The sequence below is a fragment of the Shinella zoogloeoides genome, assembly GCF_022682305.1.
GTDB lineage: Bacteria > Pseudomonadota > Alphaproteobacteria > Rhizobiales > Rhizobiaceae > Shinella > Shinella zoogloeoides_B.
In genome coordinates this window covers 193,946-211,744 of sequence record NZ_CP093529.1, presented here as the reverse complement: position 1 = coordinate 211,744, position 17,799 = coordinate 193,946, and the positions used below count along the sequence as shown (strand labels likewise).

Here is a 17,799-nt window from a genome sequence, read left to right as displayed (position 1 = left end):
GTCACCGGACTCCTATCACGCCTTACGCCCGGTCGAAAGTTCAGACCGGCATTCCACGTGCGCGAAGTGCCGCAAGCAGCGGCGCATACCAGCGCGTATCCTTGACCAGCCGGAAGCCGACATTGTCCGGCGGCACGCCGACCGCACAGCCGCCACCCTTGGGGTTGCGCACGAACGAACTCATCGCCGCCCTATGCTTGCCGCTGGCGACATAAATGCCGCACGACGAGACGTCGTTCAGCACCTCGCCCTTCCTGTCGAGATTGACGCGGCGGTTGCATGTCCCTGTCCATTCCCAGACATTGCCGGCAAAGTCGGCGAAGCCGTATTCGTTCTCTCCGAATCTGCCGAGCGTCTGCGGCACGGGGTCGCGCGAGGCCTTGCGCGCCGCCTCGCGGCGATAGTCGGCGAGCCAGCGGTCGGCAGGGTTGGTGCTGTCGATATCCACGCCGAGGGCGTCATCGGGGAAGCGCGTGCCGGCGGCGAAGGCAAGGTCCCGATCGGTCGGCAGCGTCCAGACCTCGCCCGTGCGGGCGCTCAGCCAGCCGGCATAGGCGATGGCATCGTCGTAGCTGACGCCGGTCACCGGCGTAGTGGTGGCATCCCCGGGCGCAAAGCCCGGCTCGGCCGGCGGGCAGGCGCCGTCGGCGACGCAGCGGCCATAGTCGGCGGCCGTCACCTGGAATTTCATGATGGTCAGCGGTCGGCGCACGGTGACGCTCCGGACCGGTCCGTCCACGGCGAAACCGTTGCGGAAGAACTCACCACTGTCGCGATAGTCGAAGCTGCGCGGCGCGATTTCCACCGTCAGCGGTTCGTCCAGCACGGGGCCGGCGGGCGCAGCACCGACGAGATCGGCCTTGACGGCCACCGTCGTGGCCAAGGCGGCCAGCAGGATGGCGGGCAATGCAAGCGATGTCCAAGGGATCAGGGGTTTCGAAGTCAGCGCAGCCATGATGGCCTCCTCGCGCTTCACCCGGACGGTCGTTCGGCGCCCGGGTGCGGCACCGATTGGGGAAGATGCGCCCGCCGCAGCGGCGGGCGCATCGTTGTCGGATGGGTCAGGCGCCGGTCGGCGGCGTGACCGAGGTCATCAGGTCGTCGTTCCAGTCGCCGGTGACCGCGAAGTGACCGGCCGCGCCCAGTTCGAACGCCTCGATGAGGTTGTGGTTCACATAGGCGTAGATGCCCGGCTGCTGGAAGGTGTAGAAGGCCGCGCCAGCCGTGCCGCCCGGAATGAACCAGGTTTCCTGGTCGACATCCGGCGGGTTGTGGAACTTGCCGGTCTGCCAGACGTAGTCACCATGGCCGCCGATGAGGTGCGGGCGGGTGTCGCGGTTGGCCTGCGAATGCACGACAAGCACCTTGTCGCCCACCTTGGCCTTGAGCGCGTTGTCGCCGGTCAGTGCGCCCACGGCGCCGTTGAAGACGATATGGCTCGGGGTGAGGGTCCGCATGACCGCCAGCGTGTCGGTATACGATTCGCCGACGCTGGCGTACTTCTTGTAGTTCCCGTCCGCATCGCGAGGCACATAGAAGTCCTGCTCGCCGACATAGTAGACGTGGTCATAGGTCAGCTCCTTGCCGTGGCCATCGGTCAGGCCTTCGCGCGGCAGTACCATGATGGCGCCGTTCATGCCCGAAGCAACGTGCCAGGGCACCATTCCGGGAGGTGCGCAGTGGTAGACAAAGACGCCCGCCTTGGTGGCCTTGAAGCGCAGGACCGTGCTTTCGCCCGGGTTGACCACCGTCAGCGCACCGCCGCCAAGCGCGCCGGTGGCCGCATGGAAGTCGATATTGTGCTGCAGCTCGTTGGTCTCGGGGTTGATCAGGGTCAGCTCGACATAGTCGTTCTGGTGCACGACCATCAGCGGGCCGGGAACCGAGCCGTTGAAGGTCATGGCATGAACTTCCGTGCCCTTGTCGTCGAGGATCATCTTCTTTTCCTCGATCTTCAGGGTGAATTCATAGACCTTCGGGCCGCCCTCGGCCTTCTGGGTGTGGGCATGCACGAAGGGCGGCTTGACCAGCTCAACCTTCACGCGCTCCAGCTTGGCGATATCGGCCGCGGTCGCAGCGGCGTTCGTTTCGATCGCGCCGCCTTCGGCGCGGGCCATCGACGCCGCAATGATCGGCGTCAGGACGCCGGCAAAGGCGGCTCCGCCGAGGATCGTACGGCGTGTCATCTGAAACTGCTCGGTCATTGGTAATCTCCTTTTCGAAAGGACGGGGCGATGTGTCCGCCCTGTCCCCTCTGTTTTAGGAGCATTCGCGCAGGCCTCTTTGTGATGGCTCAAATTACCCTTTCCGGTTGCTGCGGCATTTTGGCAGGCGCAATTTGCTCTTTGCCATCTCGCAAAGAAAACGCCCCTCGCCTCCCTTAGAACAAGCTGACGATTGCAAAGGAAAGAGACGACCATGCCCCCAAGTCCCTCCGTCAGCCGCCCCGTTCCGCGTGGCCTTTCCCGCACCGGCCCGGTGCTTTTCTCCTACGGCTTCCGGCCGTTCTTCCTCGGCGGCGCGCTCTGGGCCATCGCCGCCATGACCTTGTGGATCGCGGCGATCAGCGGTCATCTCACGCTTGCGGAAGAGTATGGCGCGGCCAACTGGCACGCCCATGAAATGCTCTTCGGCTTCGCCTCCGCCGTGCTCGCCGGCTTCCTTTTGACGGCGGTACCCAACTGGACGGGACGCCTGCCGGTCTCCGGCTGGCCGCTCGGCGGGCTTTTCGCCCTGTGGTGCGCCGGGCGCATCGCGCTTCTCGCATCCGACATGCTCGGCGTCGCCGTCGCGGCCGCCGTCGACGCGCTCTTCCTACCCGCCCTCCTCGCCATCTGCACACGCGAGGTCGTGGCCGGGCGCAAGTGGAAGGACCTGAAGGTGCTCGGCGGACTGCTGGCCCTTTCGCTCGCCAACGCTCTCTATCATGTGGCGGCGATCGACGGGGAGCATAGCTACATGGCGATCCGGCTCGCCGTCTCCGCGTATGTCGTGCTGGTGATGATCGTCGGCGGGCGCATCCTGCCGAGCTTCACGCGCAACTGGCTCAACAAGGTCGGGCGCACGGACTTCCCGGTCCCCTACAACCGGTTCGACATGACCGCGATCCTCGTCGGCACCGCCGCCCTCGGCGTGTGGGCCGTACGGCCCGATCATCCGGCAACGGCGTTTGTCGGTCTTGCCGCCGCCGCGCTCCATTGCATCCGCCTTCACCGCTGGCGCGGCTGGACGACGGCGCGTGAGCCGATCCTGGTCATCCTCCACATCGCCTATCTCTTCGTGCCGCTGGGCCTCTTCTCCATCGCCCTCAGCGCGCTCGGCTATCTGGAGGAGCGCTCGGTGCTGCACCTGCTCTCCGTCGGCGCCATCGCCTGCATGATGCTGGCGGTGATGACGCGGGCAAGCCTCGGCCATACCGGCCGCGCCCTTATCGCCTCCAAGCTCACCGTCGCCTCCTACGCGGCCCTCATCCTGTGCGCGCTGGTGCGTCCGCTCGCAGAGCTTCTGCCGGACATGGCTCCCGCCTTCTACGCCGCGTCCGGCCTGCTCTGGATCGCCGCCTTCGGCCTCTACGGGCTGGAATACGCACCGATCCTTGCGCGCAAGCGCCGCGCACCGGTCTGAAACGCAATCGGCCCGGAGATTGTCTCCGGGCCGATTTGCTTACGCCAATTCCATCCTGTCAGGCGTCCAGGGCGGCTCATAGGTCAGCTGCACCTCGGCCTTGGTCACTCCCGGCAGGGAGGCCACGCAGACCTCCACCGCCTCCCGAAGGAAGTCGCTCGCCGGACAGAACCGCGTCGTCGTCGTCATGCTGACGCGAACCACGCCGCCCCTCTCCACGGAAATATCATAGACCAGCCCGAGATCGACGATGTTCTTGCCGATCTCGGGGTCGATGATGACGCGCAGCGCGTCCCGGATGTCCGCCTCTTCCATGACCGTCAAGCCTTTGCTTCGCCGATCCGCACGAGGATGCGGTAGGCGGCTCCCGTTTCGTCGAAATTGCCCGCCCACTGGTGGCCGCGCCGCGTCAGTTCGGGGAAGAGGAAGACCGGCTCGCGCGAAAGCACGGCGAAGAGCACCTCACCCGGCTCCATCGCCTCGACCGCCGCAAGGATGCGCACCATCGGCTCCGGCGGATCGAGATCGGAAAGGTCCAGATGGTCGGAGGGATCCGGCCAGGTTTCCGGACGGTCCGCATCGACGGAGATTTCGACGGGCGCGGCCTCCGCCTGCGGCGTGAAGAGCACCTCCCAGTCTCCGCCTCCGATCTCGCGGTCCTCGTGGTCGAAGCCGCGGCCCTGCATCACGCGAAACAGCGGCACGGGGCGAAAGGTGGCCAGCAGCTTCAGCCCCTGCCCCGGCTGCAGCCCCTGCACGGCCTGCATGATCGCCTGGAACGGCTCCCCGCCGCTCTTGAGGATCGGGCGCACATCGAGCACATGCGGCGCGATCCCGGTTGAAGTCTCGGACATCATTTATCTCCTTGGCAAACGGATAGAGGGAGGAAGAGGTGCGGGCGCACCATGCCGGCCGGTGCGCGCAGGGCGGCCGGCACGACGGTGAGGCGGCGCGCCCGGACGAACTCGCGAATGAGGCAGAGCGTCGCAAGAAGCTGCGCCGCGACCGCCGCACGGAAAAGACCCGCCGCACCCATGGCAAGCGCCAGCGCCGCCACCACCACCGCGCCATAATAGACCCGGAACAGGATATGCGCACGGTGCTCGTCGACAAGATCCTGCACCCGCGGCACCGGCGCGCGGCCGAGCAGCGGCCCGTAGGCCTCCAGCCAAGTGAGGAAGGCGACGATCTTGTAGAGCTGGGCGAGGCCCAGCCCGGTGAGCCAGCCGAACACGAAGAGATAGACGACGGCCGGCAGCAGGTCGCCCGCCCGCAACGCCGGCACGTTGAGAAGAAGCAGGGACAGGGCGAAGAGGCCGAGAGCGGCAAGGCTCGCGCGGATGTTCAACTCCGCCTGCTTGCGCTTGCGCGCCCGGTAGATATGTACGACATCTGCGCCGTAGAGGACAACCGCCACCAGCGCCAGCAGCAGCGCGGCGGCAAAGAAAAAGGCCGCACCGAGAATCCCGCTCAGCACCAGCACTGCCGCCGTTGCGACGAGGCCGGTGGCAAGGCTCATCCCCCACCAGGCGGCGCGGCTCGTCGTCCGGTCGATCTCGGGGGCGAGCAGGAACATCGAGAACAGCCGGTAGCTGACCCCCACCGCCGTCGCGCTCAGCCAGCCGCCGAGGCCGAGCGCCGCATGGAGGCCGACGCCCTCGGCGACGAGCCGCGCGAGGGGCAGGCTTTCCACGACGCCGGACAGCACAAATGTGAAGGCGGCGCCGAGAAGAGCAGCGCCGACAAGCGCGGCAAGACCAGTGGCGACGAAGCGGGCGGGAAGCGAGAGAGGCCGCGCGGCATGAAGCGTCGCGGCGAGGATGGCGCCGAACAGGCCGAAGCCCGCAAGCAGCAGCGCGCCGCCAGCGGGCAGGAGAGGAAGCGGCAGGTCGACCGCCCCCGACAGCGAGACGAACCCGCCGACAAGGGTGCCCAGTCCGCCGAGAAGCAGCACGAGGGCCGGCGCGGCGAAACGTCCGCCGACAATCGGCCGGGCGACCAGCACGGGCACGAATTGCAGGAGCGCGCCGGCCATCAGCAGGCTCAGCCAGCCGATGACGACGACATGGACGAGCGCCAGCGTTTCCGGCGCGCTCACATCGGCGAAGGGATAGCCGTAGCCGGCCACCATCAACCCCTGCCCGAGAACGAGCATGAGGCAGGCGGCGGCGAAGTAGGACATGGTCCAGCGGGAAAGTGTTGCGCCCGGCATGTCGGTTCCCTCGCCGCGCTTGTTTCAGTGATCCGAGCCGCAGCAGCAGTCGCAGCCGCCGTCTTCCAGCCGGTCGATCTCGACGCGCCAGACTTCCGGCCCCTGCTCGAGATAATCCCAACCGAACTGGCCGGGGAAATTCGTCTCAAGCTGGTAGTGTAGCGGGCGCGGGTCATGGTCGCTGGTGATCAGCATCGACTGGCCGGGCGTCAGCGCGCCGAGCATGCCGAAGATGCGCGGATGACGCTCGCGCGGGGGAATGACGCGCACGTCGATCAGGGGTTTGTCCAGGGTCTCTGACATATTCTGCTGTTCCGTCCCGGCCGCTCCGATCCCGTTCCGGAGAGGCACGGCCCGACCCGACCGGAACCGCCTGACGCTAACCTCGTGGCCCGCCCGCCACTTTGACCCCGCGCAAACAATTCCGGATTTCACGGCGTTCCACCCCGTTGCTTGGCTTTTCGCAAAGAAGCACCTGCCGCCCGCTCCTAGGCTTTCGCCAATCGAGACACGGAAAGGAACACGCATGCAACAGGCCCTGATCGAAAAATACGGCGAGGCGCGCCTGCCGCGCTACACGAGTTATCCGACAGCGCCCGCCTTCGCGCCCGTCGTCGGCGCCGGCACCTATGGCGACTGGCTCTCCGACATCGCGCCCGGTACGGATGCCTCGCTCTACCTGCACATTCCCTTCTGTCGCTCCATGTGCTGGTACTGCGGCTGCCACACCACCATCACCCAGCGCGACGAGCCGATCCTCGACTATATCGACATGCTGCGAAAGGAGATCGACCTCGTCGCCGAACGCGTCGGGAACCGTCTCAAGGTCCGGCACGTCCATTTCGGCGGCGGCACGCCGACCATCATGCAGCCTGAGGAATTCCGTGACCTGATCGGCCTCTTGGAAACCCGCTTCGGCCTTTCCGCCGGGGCGGAGATCGCCGTCGAGATCGATCCGCGCACGCTGACGGCGGAAATGGCCGACGCGCTCGGCAAGGCCGGCGTCACCCGCGCCAGCCTCGGCGTGCAGAGCTTCGATCCCGTCGTGCAGAAGGCGATCAACCGCATGCAGAGCGAGGCGCAGACCGCCGAGGCGGTGACGCGGCTGCGCGCAGCCGGGGTCGGCGGCATCAATTTCGACCTGATCTACGGCCTGCCGCACCAGACGGTCGCCTCCTGCATCACGACGGCGAAGGCCGCCGTCGCCATGCGGCCGGAGCGCTTCGCCGTCTTCGGCTACGCCCATATCCCCTCCTTCAAGAAGCACCAGCGGCTGATCGACGAGCGCGCCTTGCCGGACGCCCCCGCCCGCGCCGAGCAGGCCGAGGCGATCGCCGAAACGCTTGCCGAGGCCGGCTATGTCCGAATCGGTCTCGACCACTACGCGCTGCCCGGCGACAGCCTCGCCGTCGCGGCCGGGCGCGGCCGGCTGCGCCGCAACTTCCAAGGCTATACGACGGATGCCTGCGAGACGCTGATCGGCTTCGGCGCCTCGGCCATCGGCCGCACACCGGACGGCTATATCCAGAATGAGGTGCCGCCGGGCGTTTACGCCCAGCGCATCGCCTCCGGCCGCCTCGCCACCGTCAAGGGTTACCGGCTGACCGCCGAGGACCGGCTACGCGCGGAGATCATCGAGCGGCTGATGTGCGATTTCTCCGCCGACATCGCGGCCATCGCCGCCCACCACGGCTTCGACGCCGCGCCGCTGCTGCAAGGCAATGCGAAGCTGGCCGCGCTCTTGAGTGACGGCGCCGTCGATATCCAAGGCGGTACGGTCGCCGTGCGGCAGGACCATCGCTTCATCATCCGGGCCGTCGCCGCCGCCTTCGACGCCTATATCGACCAGTCGGCCCGCACCCACAGCAAGGCGGCCTGACCGGGTCTCCATCTCAAAAAAATAGAAGGCCCGGCGTGGTGCGGCACGCCGGGCCTTCCCTCGCAGATCCCGTGCCCTCTATCCCACGAGACCGCGATAGATCGCCGGCAGCGCCGCTGGCAGCCGGGCGATATTGCTGACGATGGCGTAGCCGTTGCGGCCGAACATGGCCGGCACATAGGCCTGCGCCTCCCGGTCGACCGTCACTCCGAACACGCTGAGACCCGTGCGCCGCGCCTCGTTGACGGCCCTGCGGCTGTCCTCCAGCGCGAAGCGCCCCTCGTAGTGGTCCACGTCGTTCGGCTTGCCGTCGGTCAGGATCAGGAGGAGCTTGCGCCGGCTCGGCTGCTCGCGCAGCTTTGCCGCCGCATGGCGGATCGCCGGGCCGATGCGGGTATAGAAGCCCGGCTTCAGCGCTGCGATGCGCGCCTCCACGCCATGGTTCATCGGCTCGCCGAAATCCTTCACCGTCTCCACGCGCACCCAGGAGCGGCGGCGCGAGGTGAAGGTGAGGATCGAGTGGCTGTCGCCGCAGGCGGCAAGGCCATGCGAGAGCACCAGCAGCGCCTCCTTCTCGACGTCGAGCACCCGGCGGTTGTCGAACCAGGCGTCCGTCGACAGCGAGACGTCGACGAGGATCGTCACGGCGAGGTCGTGCGCCTGCGGCCGGCTCATCATGTGGATGCGGTCGCTGCCCGGCCCGCCGGCGGCAAGGTCGCTGCGCGCCCGAACCACCGCGTCGAGGTCGAGTTCCACGCCGTCGAGCTGCGCGCGCAGCATCTCCCGGCGCGGCCGCAGAACCTCGAACTGCCGGCGAACGCGGCGGATGAGGCTCTTCGTGTCCGCGTCGGCCTCGGGCACGGCGGCCGTGTCCGGCGCGGGCGAGGCCAGCACGCGGCAATGGTCCGCAAGATAGGTCGCCGTGCGGTAGTCCCATTCGGGATAGGTGTATTCGCCCGTCAGCGGCGTGCGGTCGAGCGCTTCGGGCGGCAGGTCGAGATCGAAGCGGAAGCGGGCGGCGGGGCGTCCCTTGCGCTCGCCGAGCGTCATGTCGTCCAGCTCCTCGGCGGCCGAGGAATCGTGGTCGTCGCTGTCGTCGCCGGGGCGGTCGACATTGACCATCTCGGCCATCGCCAGGATCTTCTCGAAGCGGTTGAGGATGAAGGGGCTGCGCTCGCCCTTGCGGTCCTCCGCCTTCTCGCGCAGCGCCACATGGCGGCCGGTCTCCGGCGTCTCGGGCGTGCCGCCCGCCGCCGGCTGGTCCTCCTCCTCGCCGCGCCCCTCGCCCTCCTCGCGCAAGATCGCGTCCGGCCAGAGCGGCACGGGCAGCATGGGCAGGTAGCCCGCCGGCGCGCGATGCGGGAAGATCACCGGCAGCGTTTCGTCGGCAAGGCCCGCGCCCTTGCGCAGGAGGCGTACGATGCGGTTCTCGACATGGCGCTCGATGGAGGGAAGCGGCCGGTGCTGGCGCGCCTCCAGGAACGCGGCCGAAAGCCGGCCATATCGCCGGGCAAGGCCGGGAAAGGCCGCAAGCACGGCCTTCACCGTCTCCTCGGCCCGGCCGAGCACGGCAAGGTCGCGCTGGAGCGGATCGCTCTCGGCGATGGGATCGAGCGGCATCAGCGCCATGGCGGCGGCAAGCCAGACATAAAGGTCCCGGTTGAGACCGCGATCGGGGAAGAGATCGATCGCGCCGGGCAGCATCACCGTGCCGTGGTCGCGGCCGGGCTGCACCAGCTTCTCCTCGCCGAGGCCGAGGCGCTGGCGGAGCCGCAGGCGGTGCATCGAGGTGCGCCCGCGCGCCGGCGCGATCTGCACCGCCGCCTCGCCGCCGAAGCCGCGGAAGCAGACGGCGAGCACCGGGCGGACATCCTCCAGCCGCACGGCGTGGTCCGGATGGCGCGGCCAGCTTCCGGTATTGCCGACCAGCCGGTGCCAGGCCCGGCCGACGGTCTCCTCAAGCTCCAGGAAATCCAGCATGGCGGGACCTCACCGGATCATCGCGTCGGCGATTTCCAGAAGCGCGGCGCGCACGTCCGGCTCGTCCGTCAGAGGCTCGATCATCGCGGCCCGCACGGCCGCGCGCGTCTCCATGCCGCTGTCGATGAGGCAGGCGCAATAGACGAGGAGACGCGTCGAGACGCCTTCCTCGAGGTCATGGCCCTTCAGTGCGCGCAGCTTGTGCGCCAGCGCGACCAGCGGGGCGACGCGCGCCTCGTCCAGCCCGCTCTCGCCGGCAACGACGGCGATCTCCTCGGCCTTCGGCAGGAAGTCGAACTCGATGGCGACGAAGCGCTGGCGGGTGGAGGGCTTCAGAGCCTTCAGCAGGTTCTGGTAGCCGGGATTGTAGGAGACGACGAGCATGAAGCCGGGCGGGGCCTCCAGCACCTCGCCGGTGCGCTCCAGCGGCAGGATGCGGCGGTCGTCCGTCAGCGGATGCAGCACCACCGCGACGTCCTTGCGGGCCTCGACGATCTCATCGAGATAGCACACGCCCCCGTTGCGCACGGCGCGCGTCAGCGGCCCGTCGACCCAGACCGTGTCGCCGCCCTTGAGCAGGTAGCGGCCGGTGAGATCGGCGGACGACAGGTCGTCATGGCACGAGACGGTCGACAGCGGCAGCGAGAGCTTTGCGGCCATGTGGCTGACGAAGCGGGTCTTGCCGCAGCCGGTCGGGCCTTTCAGCAAAAGGGGGAGCTGGCGCGTCCAGGCCTTCTCGAACAGGTCGCATTCGTTGCCGGAAGGGCTGTAGGCGGGGATGTCGGCGCGCGTGGCCTTGAGCATCACGTTCATGTCGAACTCCAAAGTCTATAGAGGGGGGGAAGTGCCGGCCCCGCGGGATGACGGGGCCGGCCAGCGCTCACTCGGCCGGCTGGACCAGCCGGGTGAGGCTGTCGGCACGCTCGCGGCCGGGCACCAGCACGGCCCAGATGAACATCAGCGCCGAGATGAGGACGACGACGCCCGAGCCGAGGCGGACCCAGTAGAACAGCGCAAGCTGGTCCTGCACGTCCATGAAGCCCTCGCCGAGCACGCGCTGGAGATGGATCTGCACGACGCCCGCGAAGGTCAGCGCGAAAGTCATCACCGACATGGCCGTGCACATCAGCCAGAAGGAGGCGATCGAGAGCCACTGGTTGAAGGGCTGGCGGCCGCGGATCTCCGGAATGGCATAGGCCATCATGGCGAGGTTCAGCATCACATAGGCGCCGAAGAAGGCGAGGTGCCCGTGCGCGGCGGTGACCTGCGTGCCGTGGCTGTAGTAGTTCACCGACGACAGCGTATGCAGGAAGCCCCAGACGCCCGCGCCGAAGAAGGCCATGACCGAGCAGCCGATCGACCACAGCAGCGCGGCCTTGTTCGGATGGTTGCGGCCGGCCTTCCAGGTCATCACGAAGGTGAAGATGACCATGGTGAAGAAGGGTGCGACTTCCAGCGTCGAGAAGAGCGAGCCGATCCACTGCCAGTAGCCCGGCGCGCCGATCCAGTAATAGTGGTGGCCCGTGCCGAGGATGCCCGAGAAGAGCGCAAGGCCGACGATGACATAGAGCCACTTCTCCACGACCTCGCGGTCGATGCCGTTGAGCTTGATCATCAGGAAGGCGAGCACGGAGGCCATGATCAGCTCCCAGACGCCCTCGACCCACAGATGGATGACGTACCACCAGTACATCTTGTCGAGCGCCAGATTCGCCGGGTTGTAGAAGGCGAAGAGGAAGAAGAGCGCAAGGCCCCACAGGCCGAAGAGCAGGATATTGACCACGGTGGTCTTACGGCCCTTCAGTGCCGTCATGGTGATGTTGAACAGGAACATCAGCACGACCACGACGATGCCGACCTTGGCGATGAAGGTCTGCTCGAGGAACTCGCGGCCCTCATGGATGCGGAACATGTAGCCGACGACCGTCAGGCCCGCGGCCACGAAGAACATCCAGAACTGCGCGACGGCGAGCTTGGGGCTGTAGAGCTCCGTCTCGGTCTCTTCCGGGATGAGGTAGTAGGCCGAGCCCATGAAGCCCATGAGCAGCCAGACGACGAGCGCGTTGGTGTGGATCATGCGCACGATGTTGAAGGGCAGCAGCTCGGACAGCGTGTTCGGCAGCACGTAGATCGTGCCGGCGAGGACGCCGAAGGCCACCTGGGCGAGGAACAGGCCGAGCGCGCCGTAGAAGTACAGCATCGCGACCTTTTGCGTTTGATATTTCATGTCTTGTCTCCTGAGCGCGATCGGTCAACCGGCGTCGTTCGGCGGCCAGTTCTGGGTCTTGATCCGGCTCGTCCATTCGAGGAAGTCGGCGAGGTCGTTGACCTCCTGTTCGGTGAGGTTGAACTGCGGCATCTGCCGCCGGCCCTCCGCCCCGCTCGGCTGGGCGGCCATCCAGGCCTTCAGCGCCTCGCGCGCGCCCTCGGGGTCTTCCACGCCGCCGTAGCGCTTCCACACATTGCCGAGTTCGGGCGCGAAATAGGCGCCTTCCCCGAGCAGCGTATGGCAGTTGATGCAGGCGTTCTTTTCCCAGACGTGCTTGCCGCGCGCGACGCTGTCGGTCAGCGTCGTCTCGTCGGTGGAGGTCGTGCGCATGTAGTAATGCGAGTGGGCCGTCAGCCCCACGAAGATCGTGAAGAAGAAGATGGACCCGCCATAGAAGACGTTACGGGCCCCGGTCTTGGTTAGGCGCTCTGCCATCCCCTGGTCCTTTCCTTGGCCAGAAGCCGCTTGGCCCCCGGTGTCAAACCCCGCGAAACGAATGCCGGCGATCCCCTCGCCGACGGTGCGGGACGCTTTCGTTCTAGCGAAGGGAGAAAAGGCTTCTTTGCGCGCAGGCAAAGAGCGGCGCGGTTCGTCAGCTAAGGAGCGTGACGGCGACGGCACGCACGAGCGCGAGCGAAAGCAGGATCGCCGGCCAGGCGAGAAGCGCGGAACGCAGCGCGCCGCGGGTGGCGCGCAGTTCCATGAAGTCGAGCACGACGAAGCGGCCCTTGGCATAGGCCATGACAAGCACGGCGGCTATCGGCACCAGCAGTCCGCCCGAAAGGCCGCCGACGAAGGCGCCGCCGGCGGCGAGCGTCAGCAGCATGGCGAGCGTTGCGACGAACTGTTCTCGGGCCTGCCGGGTCATCGGAAAATCCTCACGTGAGATAGACGATGGGGAACATGACGAGCCAGACGAGGTCGATCGCGTGCCAGAGCGTCGCGATCATCACGACATTGGCCTGCGAGGGCCGCCGGGCGACGAGGAGCAGGATTGCCGCGCCGAAGACGACGTGCAGGAGATGGAAGCCCGTGACGAGGAAATAGAGTTCGGCAAGCGCGCCGAGGCCGCCGATGCCCGCGCGGGCCTCAAGCGTGTATTCGAAGATTTTCACGGCGACGAAGACAAGGCCGAGCAGCGCCGCCAGCACGAGGGGCCGGCGAACGGGCCGGCCTTCCGCGCCGAGCCGTACCGCGAGCGCGGCCTGCCAGCCGCTCAAGACGAGGATGATGGTATTGGCCGCCGCAAGGCCCGGATGGAGATGCGCGCGAAACAGCGCCGCGCCCTCCATGTCCATCATGGTCAAGACCATGAAGGCGACGAGCAACGCACCGAAGACGGCAAGCTCGCTCCACACCAGAATCCACAGGAGCAGGGAATCCGCTTCCTTGCCCTGTGCCGTTGCCATGCTGAAGTCGTCTGTGGTCGCCATGCCCGTTTCTATCCGGCGGGACGAAGGCCTTCTTTGCGCGGGCACAAAGAGGAGCGCGACCGAAGGCGGCATATGGTGACGGCAAAGGAAAGGATATTTCTCATGACCGACGCACAGTTCGGCCTCATGGTCGCCGCCCCCGTCATCGCGGGCTTCGCCCTCCTGCTCTATCGCATGGGCGTTCTCCAGGGCGCCGGGACGCTTTCGGCCGTAGGCGCCTCCGTCGTCATCGCAGCCGTGCTGTTCTTCGGCCAGTAGCGGGGGGCCAGTAGCGGGGCGACGGGATCCTCCCGGGGGGGATTACCCCGCCGGGAAGATATGCTTCAGCTTTTCCGCCGGCGGCGGAGCGTAGCCGCCAAGGCGGGAGGTGCGCATCCCGAGGCCGGCCATGGCTTCGGCGAGCTTGACCGCGCAGGTGACGCCGTCGAGCACGGGCAGGCCGTGCTCGGCCGCAAGGTCGGCGGCAAGGCCGGCCATGCCGGCGCAGCCGAGCACGATGGCCTCCGCATTGTCCTCCACGACGGCGAGGCCGATCTCGGCGCTGATCTTCTGCCTGGCGTTCGAGCCGGGCTGCTCCAGTTCCAGCACGGCGACCTCCGACGAGCGCACCCGGGCGCAGCGGGCGATGAGGCCGTAGCGCGCGAGATTGTGTTCCAGCGCCGGCACGGAGCGGGCGAGCGTCGTCACGACGGAGAACTTGTTCGAGATCATCGAGGCGAAGTGATAGGCCGCCTCGCCGATGCCGATGACCGGCTTGTCGGTGAGGCAGCGGGCGGCGTCGAGACCTGTGTCGTCGAAGCAGGCGATGACCACGGCGTCGCAATCCGGACTGCGGTGGATCGTCTCCAGCAGGCCGGCGAGGCTCATCGCCTCGTCGAAATAGCCCTCGATGGAACGGGGGCCGTGCACCGGATTGACGGCGGTGACCTCCGTTCCGGGAGAGGCGGCGGCGCGCGCCGCCTTCCCGATATGGTCCGTCATCGATGCAGTCGTGTTGGGGTTGATGACGAGGATTTTCATGTCAGAGTTCGCCTCCGAGGTAGGCAGCCTTGATGCGGTCGTCGTTCATCAGGTCCCTGGAATTGCCTGAAAGTGCGATCGACCCGGTGGAAAGCGCATAGGCGCGGTTGGAGATGGAGAGCGCCATGCGGCTGTTCTGCTCGACGAGGAGGATGGAGACCTTCTCGTCGCGGCTGATGGCCACGATGGCGCGGGCGATGTCCTGCACCAGCTTCGGCGCGATGCCGAGCGAGGGCTCATCCAGCAGCAGCAGCTTCGGACGGGCCATCAGCGCGCGGCCGATCACCATCATCTGCTGCTCGCCGCCGGACATGGTGTTGGCCTGCTGGTGATAGCGCTCGCGAAGACGCGGGAAGCGTGTCAGCACGTTTTCCAGCGTCTGCTCGATTTCCGCCTTGTCGGTGCGGGTGAAGGCGCCCATCAGCAGGTTGTCCTTCACCGACATCAGCGGGAAGGCGCGGCGTCCCTCCGGCACCATGGAGATGCCCCTGCGCACGATCTCGGCGGCGGGCGTGCCGTCGAGCCGCTGGCCCTGATAGGTGATCTGGCCGGACTTCACGGGCCTCAGACCCGTGATCGCCCTCAGGATCGAGGACTTGCCCGCCCCGTTCGCGCCGATCAGCGCGACGGTTTCGCCTTCGTCCACATCGATCGACACGCCCTTCAGCGCATAGATGTGGTCGTAATAGAGTTCGACATTTTCAACGCTCAATATCTTGGTCATGGCTTACATCCCGATCGCCGCATCTTCGGAGCCGAGATAGGCTTCGATCACCTTCTCGTTCTCGCGGATTTCCTGGGGTGTGCCCTCGGCCAGCTTCTGGCCGAAGTTGATGCACACGATCCGGTCACTGATCTTCATCACGGCGGGCATGTCGTGCTCGACGAGCAGGACCGTGACACCACGCTCGTCGCGAAGCCGGCGGACGAGGCCCACCATCTTCATCGTCTCGTCGTGGTTCATGCCGGCGAAGGGTTCGTCCAGCAGGATGACCTTCGGATCGGTGGCAAGGCCGATGGCCATGCCGAGCGCGCGCAGGTGCCCCTGCGGCAGGTTGGAGGCGAGCTCGTTGCGGATGGCCTGGAGGCCGAGGAAATCCACGATGTTATCGGCCGAGGCCGCGAAGGCCGCCTCGTCCTCTCTCGCCTGCTTGGTGCCGAGGAAGAACCCGAAGAGGTTCGCCTTGGAGCGCAGGTGATGGGAGACGATGATGTTCTCGCGCACCGTCATGGAGCGGAAGATCGTCGTTTCCTGGAAGGTGCGCACGACCCCCATCTGCGCGACCTTGTGGGGCGCCAGGCTGGAGATGCGCTCTCCGTTGAAGAGCACTTCCCCGCTCGTCGCCGGGACGAAGGAGGAGATCAGCTTGAAGAGCGTCGACTTGCCGGCGCCGTTCGGGCCGATGACCGAGAGGATCTCGCCGGCCTTCACGTCGAAGGACACGTCGTTCACCGCGGTCAGGCCGCCATAGCGCTTGGTGATGTTCTTGATCTGCAGGATGGGGGTCATTTGCCGCCCTCCTTCTTGTCGAGAAGGCTGAGGACACCGTTCGGCAGGATCAGCATGAGCGCGATCATGACGCCGGAATAGATGAGAAGCTGATATTCCCGGGCGATGGAGAGCAGGTCCCAGCCGAAGTAGAGCAGGAACGTGCCGAGCATCGGGCCGAAGACATAGCCGAGGCCGCCGAGGAAGCAGTAGAGCATGAAGTTCACGCTGTCGGCGACCACGAAGGAGGACGGGTAGATCGACTGGGCGATGGAGGCGAACATGGCGCCCGCGATACCGCCGAAGAAGGAGGAGATCGCATAGGCGAGCACCCGCAGGTATGCCGTGTTCACGCCGATGGAGGCCGACAGTTCCTCGTTCTGCTGCAGGCTGCGGCACAGGTGCCCGAGCCGCGAGTTCACGATGCGCCACAGCACCAGATAGGTGACGATCATCAGCGCTGCGGCCATCATGTAGAAGCCGACGCGCGGATTGGCGAGCGAGCCGAAGGCGGGAATGATCGTCAGGCCGAAGACCGACAATTCACCCGGCAGAGGGATGGAGGTGATGCCCTTCGCCCCGTTGGTGATGGGCAGGGCGAGCGCCGAGAGACGCGCGACCTCCGTCAGCACCAGCGTGACCATGGCGAAGTAGACGCCGCGCAGGCGCAGGATCGGCAGGCCGATCGCAACCGAGACGACGGCGCAGAAGAGGCCGGCCAACGGCAGCGTCAGCCAGAAGGAAACGCCGTATTGCGTGACCAGGATGGCCGAGACATAGCCGCCGACCAGGGCATAGGCGCCCTGCCCGATATTGATGCGGCCGATATAGAAGGTGAGCCAGACGCCGGCGGCGCCGACGGCAAGCAGGGCGACCGAGGTCAACGTGTAGTAGAAGTCGACGCGGCCGGTGGCGCCGATGAACAGCGGCACGAGCACGAAGACGGCGAGAAGGAGGGCTGCGAAGCCGAGAAGCGTTTTCGAATTCATGGTCTCAACCCCACGGCTTGCCCATCAGCCCCTGCGGGCGGATGGCCAGGAAAACCATCAACGAGGCGAAGATGGCGAGATAGGTGATGTCGCCATAGGCCGAGAGCACGGTGAGGCCGACGCTCTCCATCATGCCGAGGATGAACCCGCCGGCGATCGCGCCCGAAATGACGCCCGCGCCGCCGATCATGATCATCAGGAAGGCCTTGACCGAGGTCGGCCCGCCCATGCCGAGATTGACGCCGGTGATGGTGACGAGAAGGCCGCCGACGAGGCCGGCCAGCATGGCGCCGAGCGCAAAGCCGATCATCGAGTAGCGGGAGACGTTCACGCCCATGAGCTGGGCCGCCATCTTGTCCTGGGCCAGCGCGCGCATGGCGCGGCCGGTGCGGGAATAGTTCATGAAGCCGATGAAGACCACGATCAGCAGGATGGCGAGGACGCCGATCAGGATGCGGTCATAGGGCATGATGATGCGCATGTCCCAGTTGAACACGCCGTTCACGATCTTCGGCACGCCGCGCTGCTTCTCGCCGAAGAGGAGCAGGATGATGGCATCGAGGAAGAAGGCGACACCAGCGGCAAGCAGCATGGTCGATTCATCGCGCTTGGAGCGGCGCACGACCGGTGCGAAGAGGAATTTCTCGATCAGCGCGCCCATGACCGCAAGGACCACCGCCGAGGCGAAGAGACCGACGACGAAGGGCAGGCCGAGCTGAACGACGACCGTGTAGGTGACGAAGCCGCCGAAGACGTACATCTGCCCGTGGGCGAAGTTCAGCACGTTCATCAGCGAGAAGATCAAGGTCAGACCGAGGGCGATCAACGCATATTGCGCCCCGAGGTAGAGACCGTTGGCGATTATCTGTTCCATCGTGAGCCTCCAATGGAAAGAGTGTTCAGG

General features: G+C 66.6%; 20 protein-coding genes. 3 read left to right on the top strand and 17 right to left on the bottom strand.

Annotated features, from left to right (window positions below; translation table 11 throughout):
- Positions 1-40: 40 nt before the first annotated feature.
- Positions 41-955, bottom strand: coding sequence for an SUMF1/EgtB/PvdO family nonheme iron enzyme (locus tag MOE34_RS22445; RefSeq protein ID WP_242224880.1), 915 nt, complete (start codon positions 953-955; stop codon positions 41-43).
- A gap of 106 nt (positions 956-1,061) precedes the next feature.
- Positions 1,062-2,204: a copper-containing nitrite reductase gene (gene nirK, locus MOE34_RS22440; RefSeq protein ID WP_242224878.1), complete on the bottom strand. Its 1,143-nt coding sequence runs from the start codon at positions 2,202-2,204 to the stop codon at positions 1,062-1,064.
- Positions 2,205-2,418: 214 nt separating this feature from the next.
- Here nirK and MOE34_RS22435 point away from each other — a divergent pair, with 214 nt between their 5' ends.
- Positions 2,419-3,624 (top strand): NnrS family protein, encoded by a 1,206-nt coding sequence (locus tag MOE34_RS22435; protein ID WP_242224875.1) that lies wholly within the window; start codon positions 2,419-2,421, stop codon positions 3,622-3,624.
- Between the two features lie 39 nt (positions 3,625-3,663).
- Here MOE34_RS22435 and MOE34_RS22430 read toward each other — a convergent pair whose 3' ends face one another.
- The 4 genes from MOE34_RS22430 to MOE34_RS22415 are packed head-to-tail and all read right to left on the bottom strand — an operon-like array spanning position 3,664 to position 6,139.
- Entirely contained in the window at positions 3,664-3,939 is a 276-nt protein-coding gene (locus MOE34_RS22430; protein WP_242224918.1) for a metal-sulfur cluster assembly factor, read from the bottom strand.
- Between the two features lie 5 nt (positions 3,940-3,944).
- Entirely contained in the window at positions 3,945-4,478 is a 534-nt protein-coding gene (locus MOE34_RS22425; protein ID WP_242224873.1) for a DUF2249 domain-containing protein, read from the bottom strand.
- Entirely contained in the window at positions 4,478-5,836 is a 1,359-nt protein-coding gene (locus MOE34_RS22420; protein WP_242224871.1) for a hypothetical protein, read from the bottom strand. Before MOE34_RS22420 ends, MOE34_RS22425 begins: the two co-directional genes overlap by 1 nt.
- Positions 5,837-5,860: 24 nt before the next feature.
- Positions 5,861-6,139 carry a DUF2249 domain-containing protein gene (locus MOE34_RS22415; RefSeq protein WP_242224869.1) on the bottom strand — a complete coding sequence of 93 codons (279 nt, stop codon included), beginning with the start codon at positions 6,137-6,139 and terminating at the stop codon, positions 5,861-5,863.
- A gap of 223 nt (positions 6,140-6,362) precedes the next feature.
- Here MOE34_RS22415 and hemN point away from each other — a divergent pair, with 223 nt between their 5' ends.
- Positions 6,363-7,715: an oxygen-independent coproporphyrinogen III oxidase gene (hemN, locus tag MOE34_RS22410; protein ID WP_242224867.1), complete on the top strand. Its 1,353-nt coding sequence runs from the start codon at positions 6,363-6,365 to the stop codon at positions 7,713-7,715.
- Between the two features lie 78 nt (positions 7,716-7,793).
- On the opposite strand, the gene MOE34_RS22405 is transcribed toward hemN, so the two are convergent.
- The 6 genes from MOE34_RS22405 to MOE34_RS22380 all read right to left on the bottom strand — a co-directional run bounded on the left by MOE34_RS22405 (position 7,794) and on the right by MOE34_RS22380 (position 13,397).
- The gene (locus MOE34_RS22405) at positions 7,794-9,695 is read right to left on the bottom strand and encodes a nitric oxide reductase activation protein NorD (RefSeq protein WP_242224865.1); all 1,902 of its coding nucleotides are present in this window, start codon (positions 9,693-9,695) and stop codon (positions 7,794-7,796) included.
- A gap of 9 nt (positions 9,696-9,704) precedes the next feature.
- Complete coding sequence (locus MOE34_RS22400) at positions 9,705-10,508, bottom strand: CbbQ/NirQ/NorQ/GpvN family protein (protein WP_242224864.1); 804 nt, start codon at positions 10,506-10,508, stop codon at positions 9,705-9,707.
- Positions 10,509-10,575: 67 nt separating this feature from the next.
- Positions 10,576-11,922, bottom strand: coding sequence for a nitric-oxide reductase large subunit (locus tag MOE34_RS22395; protein ID WP_242224861.1), 1,347 nt, complete (start codon positions 11,920-11,922; stop codon positions 10,576-10,578).
- A 24-nt stretch (positions 11,923-11,946) separates the two neighbouring features.
- Positions 11,947-12,399: a c-type cytochrome gene (locus tag MOE34_RS22390; RefSeq protein WP_242224860.1), complete on the bottom strand. Its 453-nt coding sequence runs from the start codon at positions 12,397-12,399 to the stop codon at positions 11,947-11,949.
- A 157-nt stretch (positions 12,400-12,556) separates the two neighbouring features.
- Positions 12,557-12,832 (bottom strand): cytochrome C oxidase subunit IV family protein, encoded by a 276-nt coding sequence (locus MOE34_RS22385; RefSeq protein WP_242224858.1) that lies wholly within the window; start codon positions 12,830-12,832, stop codon positions 12,557-12,559.
- Between the two features lie 10 nt (positions 12,833-12,842).
- Entirely contained in the window at positions 12,843-13,397 is a 555-nt protein-coding gene (locus MOE34_RS22380) for a cytochrome c oxidase subunit 3 (RefSeq protein WP_242224856.1), read from the bottom strand.
- 102 nt (positions 13,398-13,499) lie between these two features.
- Here MOE34_RS22380 and MOE34_RS22375 point away from each other — a divergent pair, with 102 nt between their 5' ends.
- A complete protein-coding gene (locus tag MOE34_RS22375) occupies positions 13,500-13,655 on the top strand; it encodes a hypothetical protein (RefSeq protein ID WP_242224854.1) in 156 nt (51 codons plus the stop codon).
- Between the two features lie 42 nt (positions 13,656-13,697).
- Here the strand turns inward: MOE34_RS22375 and MOE34_RS22370 are convergent, their stop codons facing one another.
- The 5 genes from MOE34_RS22370 to MOE34_RS22350 are packed head-to-tail and all read right to left on the bottom strand — an operon-like array spanning position 13,698 to position 17,769.
- Positions 13,698-14,417 (bottom strand): aspartate/glutamate racemase family protein, encoded by a 720-nt coding sequence (locus MOE34_RS22370; RefSeq protein WP_242224852.1) that lies wholly within the window; start codon positions 14,415-14,417, stop codon positions 13,698-13,700.
- 1 nt (position 14,418) lies between these two features.
- On the bottom strand, positions 14,419-15,141 hold the full coding sequence (locus MOE34_RS22365; RefSeq protein WP_242224850.1) for an ABC transporter ATP-binding protein: 723 nt from the start codon (positions 15,139-15,141) through the stop codon (positions 14,419-14,421).
- Positions 15,142-15,144: 3 nt separating this feature from the next.
- A complete protein-coding gene (locus tag MOE34_RS22360; protein WP_242224848.1) occupies positions 15,145-15,927 on the bottom strand; it encodes an ABC transporter ATP-binding protein in 783 nt (260 codons plus the stop codon).
- A complete protein-coding gene (locus tag MOE34_RS22355; protein ID WP_242224846.1) occupies positions 15,924-16,895 on the bottom strand; it encodes a branched-chain amino acid ABC transporter permease in 972 nt (323 codons plus the stop codon). The genes MOE34_RS22360 and MOE34_RS22355 overlap by 4 nt, the downstream gene beginning before the upstream one ends.
- 4 nt (positions 16,896-16,899) lie before the next feature.
- A complete protein-coding gene (locus MOE34_RS22350; protein ID WP_242224845.1) occupies positions 16,900-17,769 on the bottom strand; it encodes a branched-chain amino acid ABC transporter permease in 870 nt (289 codons plus the stop codon).
- Between the last annotated feature and the right edge of the window lie 30 nt (positions 17,770-17,799).

What these genes read in the sequence shown, in the direction of transcription:
- MOE34_RS22445 (WP_242224880.1), bottom strand. Translation starts at nt 955, where the DNA reads ATGGCTGCGCTGACTTCGAAACCCCTGATCCCTTGGACATCGCTTGCA.
- nirK (WP_242224878.1), bottom strand. Translation starts at nt 2,204, where the DNA reads ATGACCGAGCAGTTTCAGATGACACGCCGTACGATCCTCGGCGGAGCC.
- MOE34_RS22435 (WP_242224875.1), top strand. Translation starts at nt 2,419, where the DNA reads ATGCCCCCAAGTCCCTCCGTCAGCCGCCCCGTTCCGCGTGGCCTTTCC.
- MOE34_RS22430 (WP_242224918.1), bottom strand. Translation starts at nt 3,939, where the DNA reads ATGGAAGAGGCGGACATCCGGGACGCGCTGCGCGTCATCATCGACCCC.
- MOE34_RS22425 (WP_242224873.1), bottom strand. Translation starts at nt 4,478, where the DNA reads ATGTCCGAGACTTCAACCGGGATCGCGCCGCATGTGCTCGATGTGCGC.
- MOE34_RS22420 (WP_242224871.1), bottom strand. Translation starts at nt 5,836, where the DNA reads ATGCCGGGCGCAACACTTTCCCGCTGGACCATGTCCTACTTCGCCGCC.
- MOE34_RS22415 (WP_242224869.1), bottom strand. Translation starts at nt 6,139, where the DNA reads ATGTCAGAGACCCTGGACAAACCCCTGATCGACGTGCGCGTCATTCCC.
- hemN (WP_242224867.1), top strand. Translation starts at nt 6,363, where the DNA reads ATGCAACAGGCCCTGATCGAAAAATACGGCGAGGCGCGCCTGCCGCGC.
- MOE34_RS22405 (WP_242224865.1), bottom strand. Translation starts at nt 9,695, where the DNA reads ATGCTGGATTTCCTGGAGCTTGAGGAGACCGTCGGCCGGGCCTGGCAC.
- MOE34_RS22400 (WP_242224864.1), bottom strand. Translation starts at nt 10,508, where the DNA reads ATGAACGTGATGCTCAAGGCCACGCGCGCCGACATCCCCGCCTACAGC.
- MOE34_RS22395 (WP_242224861.1), bottom strand. Translation starts at nt 11,922, where the DNA reads ATGAAATATCAAACGCAAAAGGTCGCGATGCTGTACTTCTACGGCGCG.
- MOE34_RS22390 (WP_242224860.1), bottom strand. Translation starts at nt 12,399, where the DNA reads ATGGCAGAGCGCCTAACCAAGACCGGGGCCCGTAACGTCTTCTATGGC.
- MOE34_RS22385 (WP_242224858.1), bottom strand. Translation starts at nt 12,832, where the DNA reads ATGACCCGGCAGGCCCGAGAACAGTTCGTCGCAACGCTCGCCATGCTG.
- MOE34_RS22380 (WP_242224856.1), bottom strand. Translation starts at nt 13,397, where the DNA reads ATGGCGACCACAGACGACTTCAGCATGGCAACGGCACAGGGCAAGGAA.
- MOE34_RS22375 (WP_242224854.1), top strand. Translation starts at nt 13,500, where the DNA reads ATGACCGACGCACAGTTCGGCCTCATGGTCGCCGCCCCCGTCATCGCG.
- MOE34_RS22370 (WP_242224852.1), bottom strand. Translation starts at nt 14,417, where the DNA reads ATGAAAATCCTCGTCATCAACCCCAACACGACTGCATCGATGACGGAC.
- MOE34_RS22365 (WP_242224850.1), bottom strand. Translation starts at nt 15,141, where the DNA reads ATGACCAAGATATTGAGCGTTGAAAATGTCGAACTCTATTACGACCAC.
- MOE34_RS22360 (WP_242224848.1), bottom strand. Translation starts at nt 15,927, where the DNA reads ATGACCCCCATCCTGCAGATCAAGAACATCACCAAGCGCTATGGCGGC.
- MOE34_RS22355 (WP_242224846.1), bottom strand. Translation starts at nt 16,895, where the DNA reads ATGAATTCGAAAACGCTTCTCGGCTTCGCAGCCCTCCTTCTCGCCGTC.
- MOE34_RS22350 (WP_242224845.1), bottom strand. Translation starts at nt 17,769, where the DNA reads ATGGAACAGATAATCGCCAACGGTCTCTACCTCGGGGCGCAATATGCG.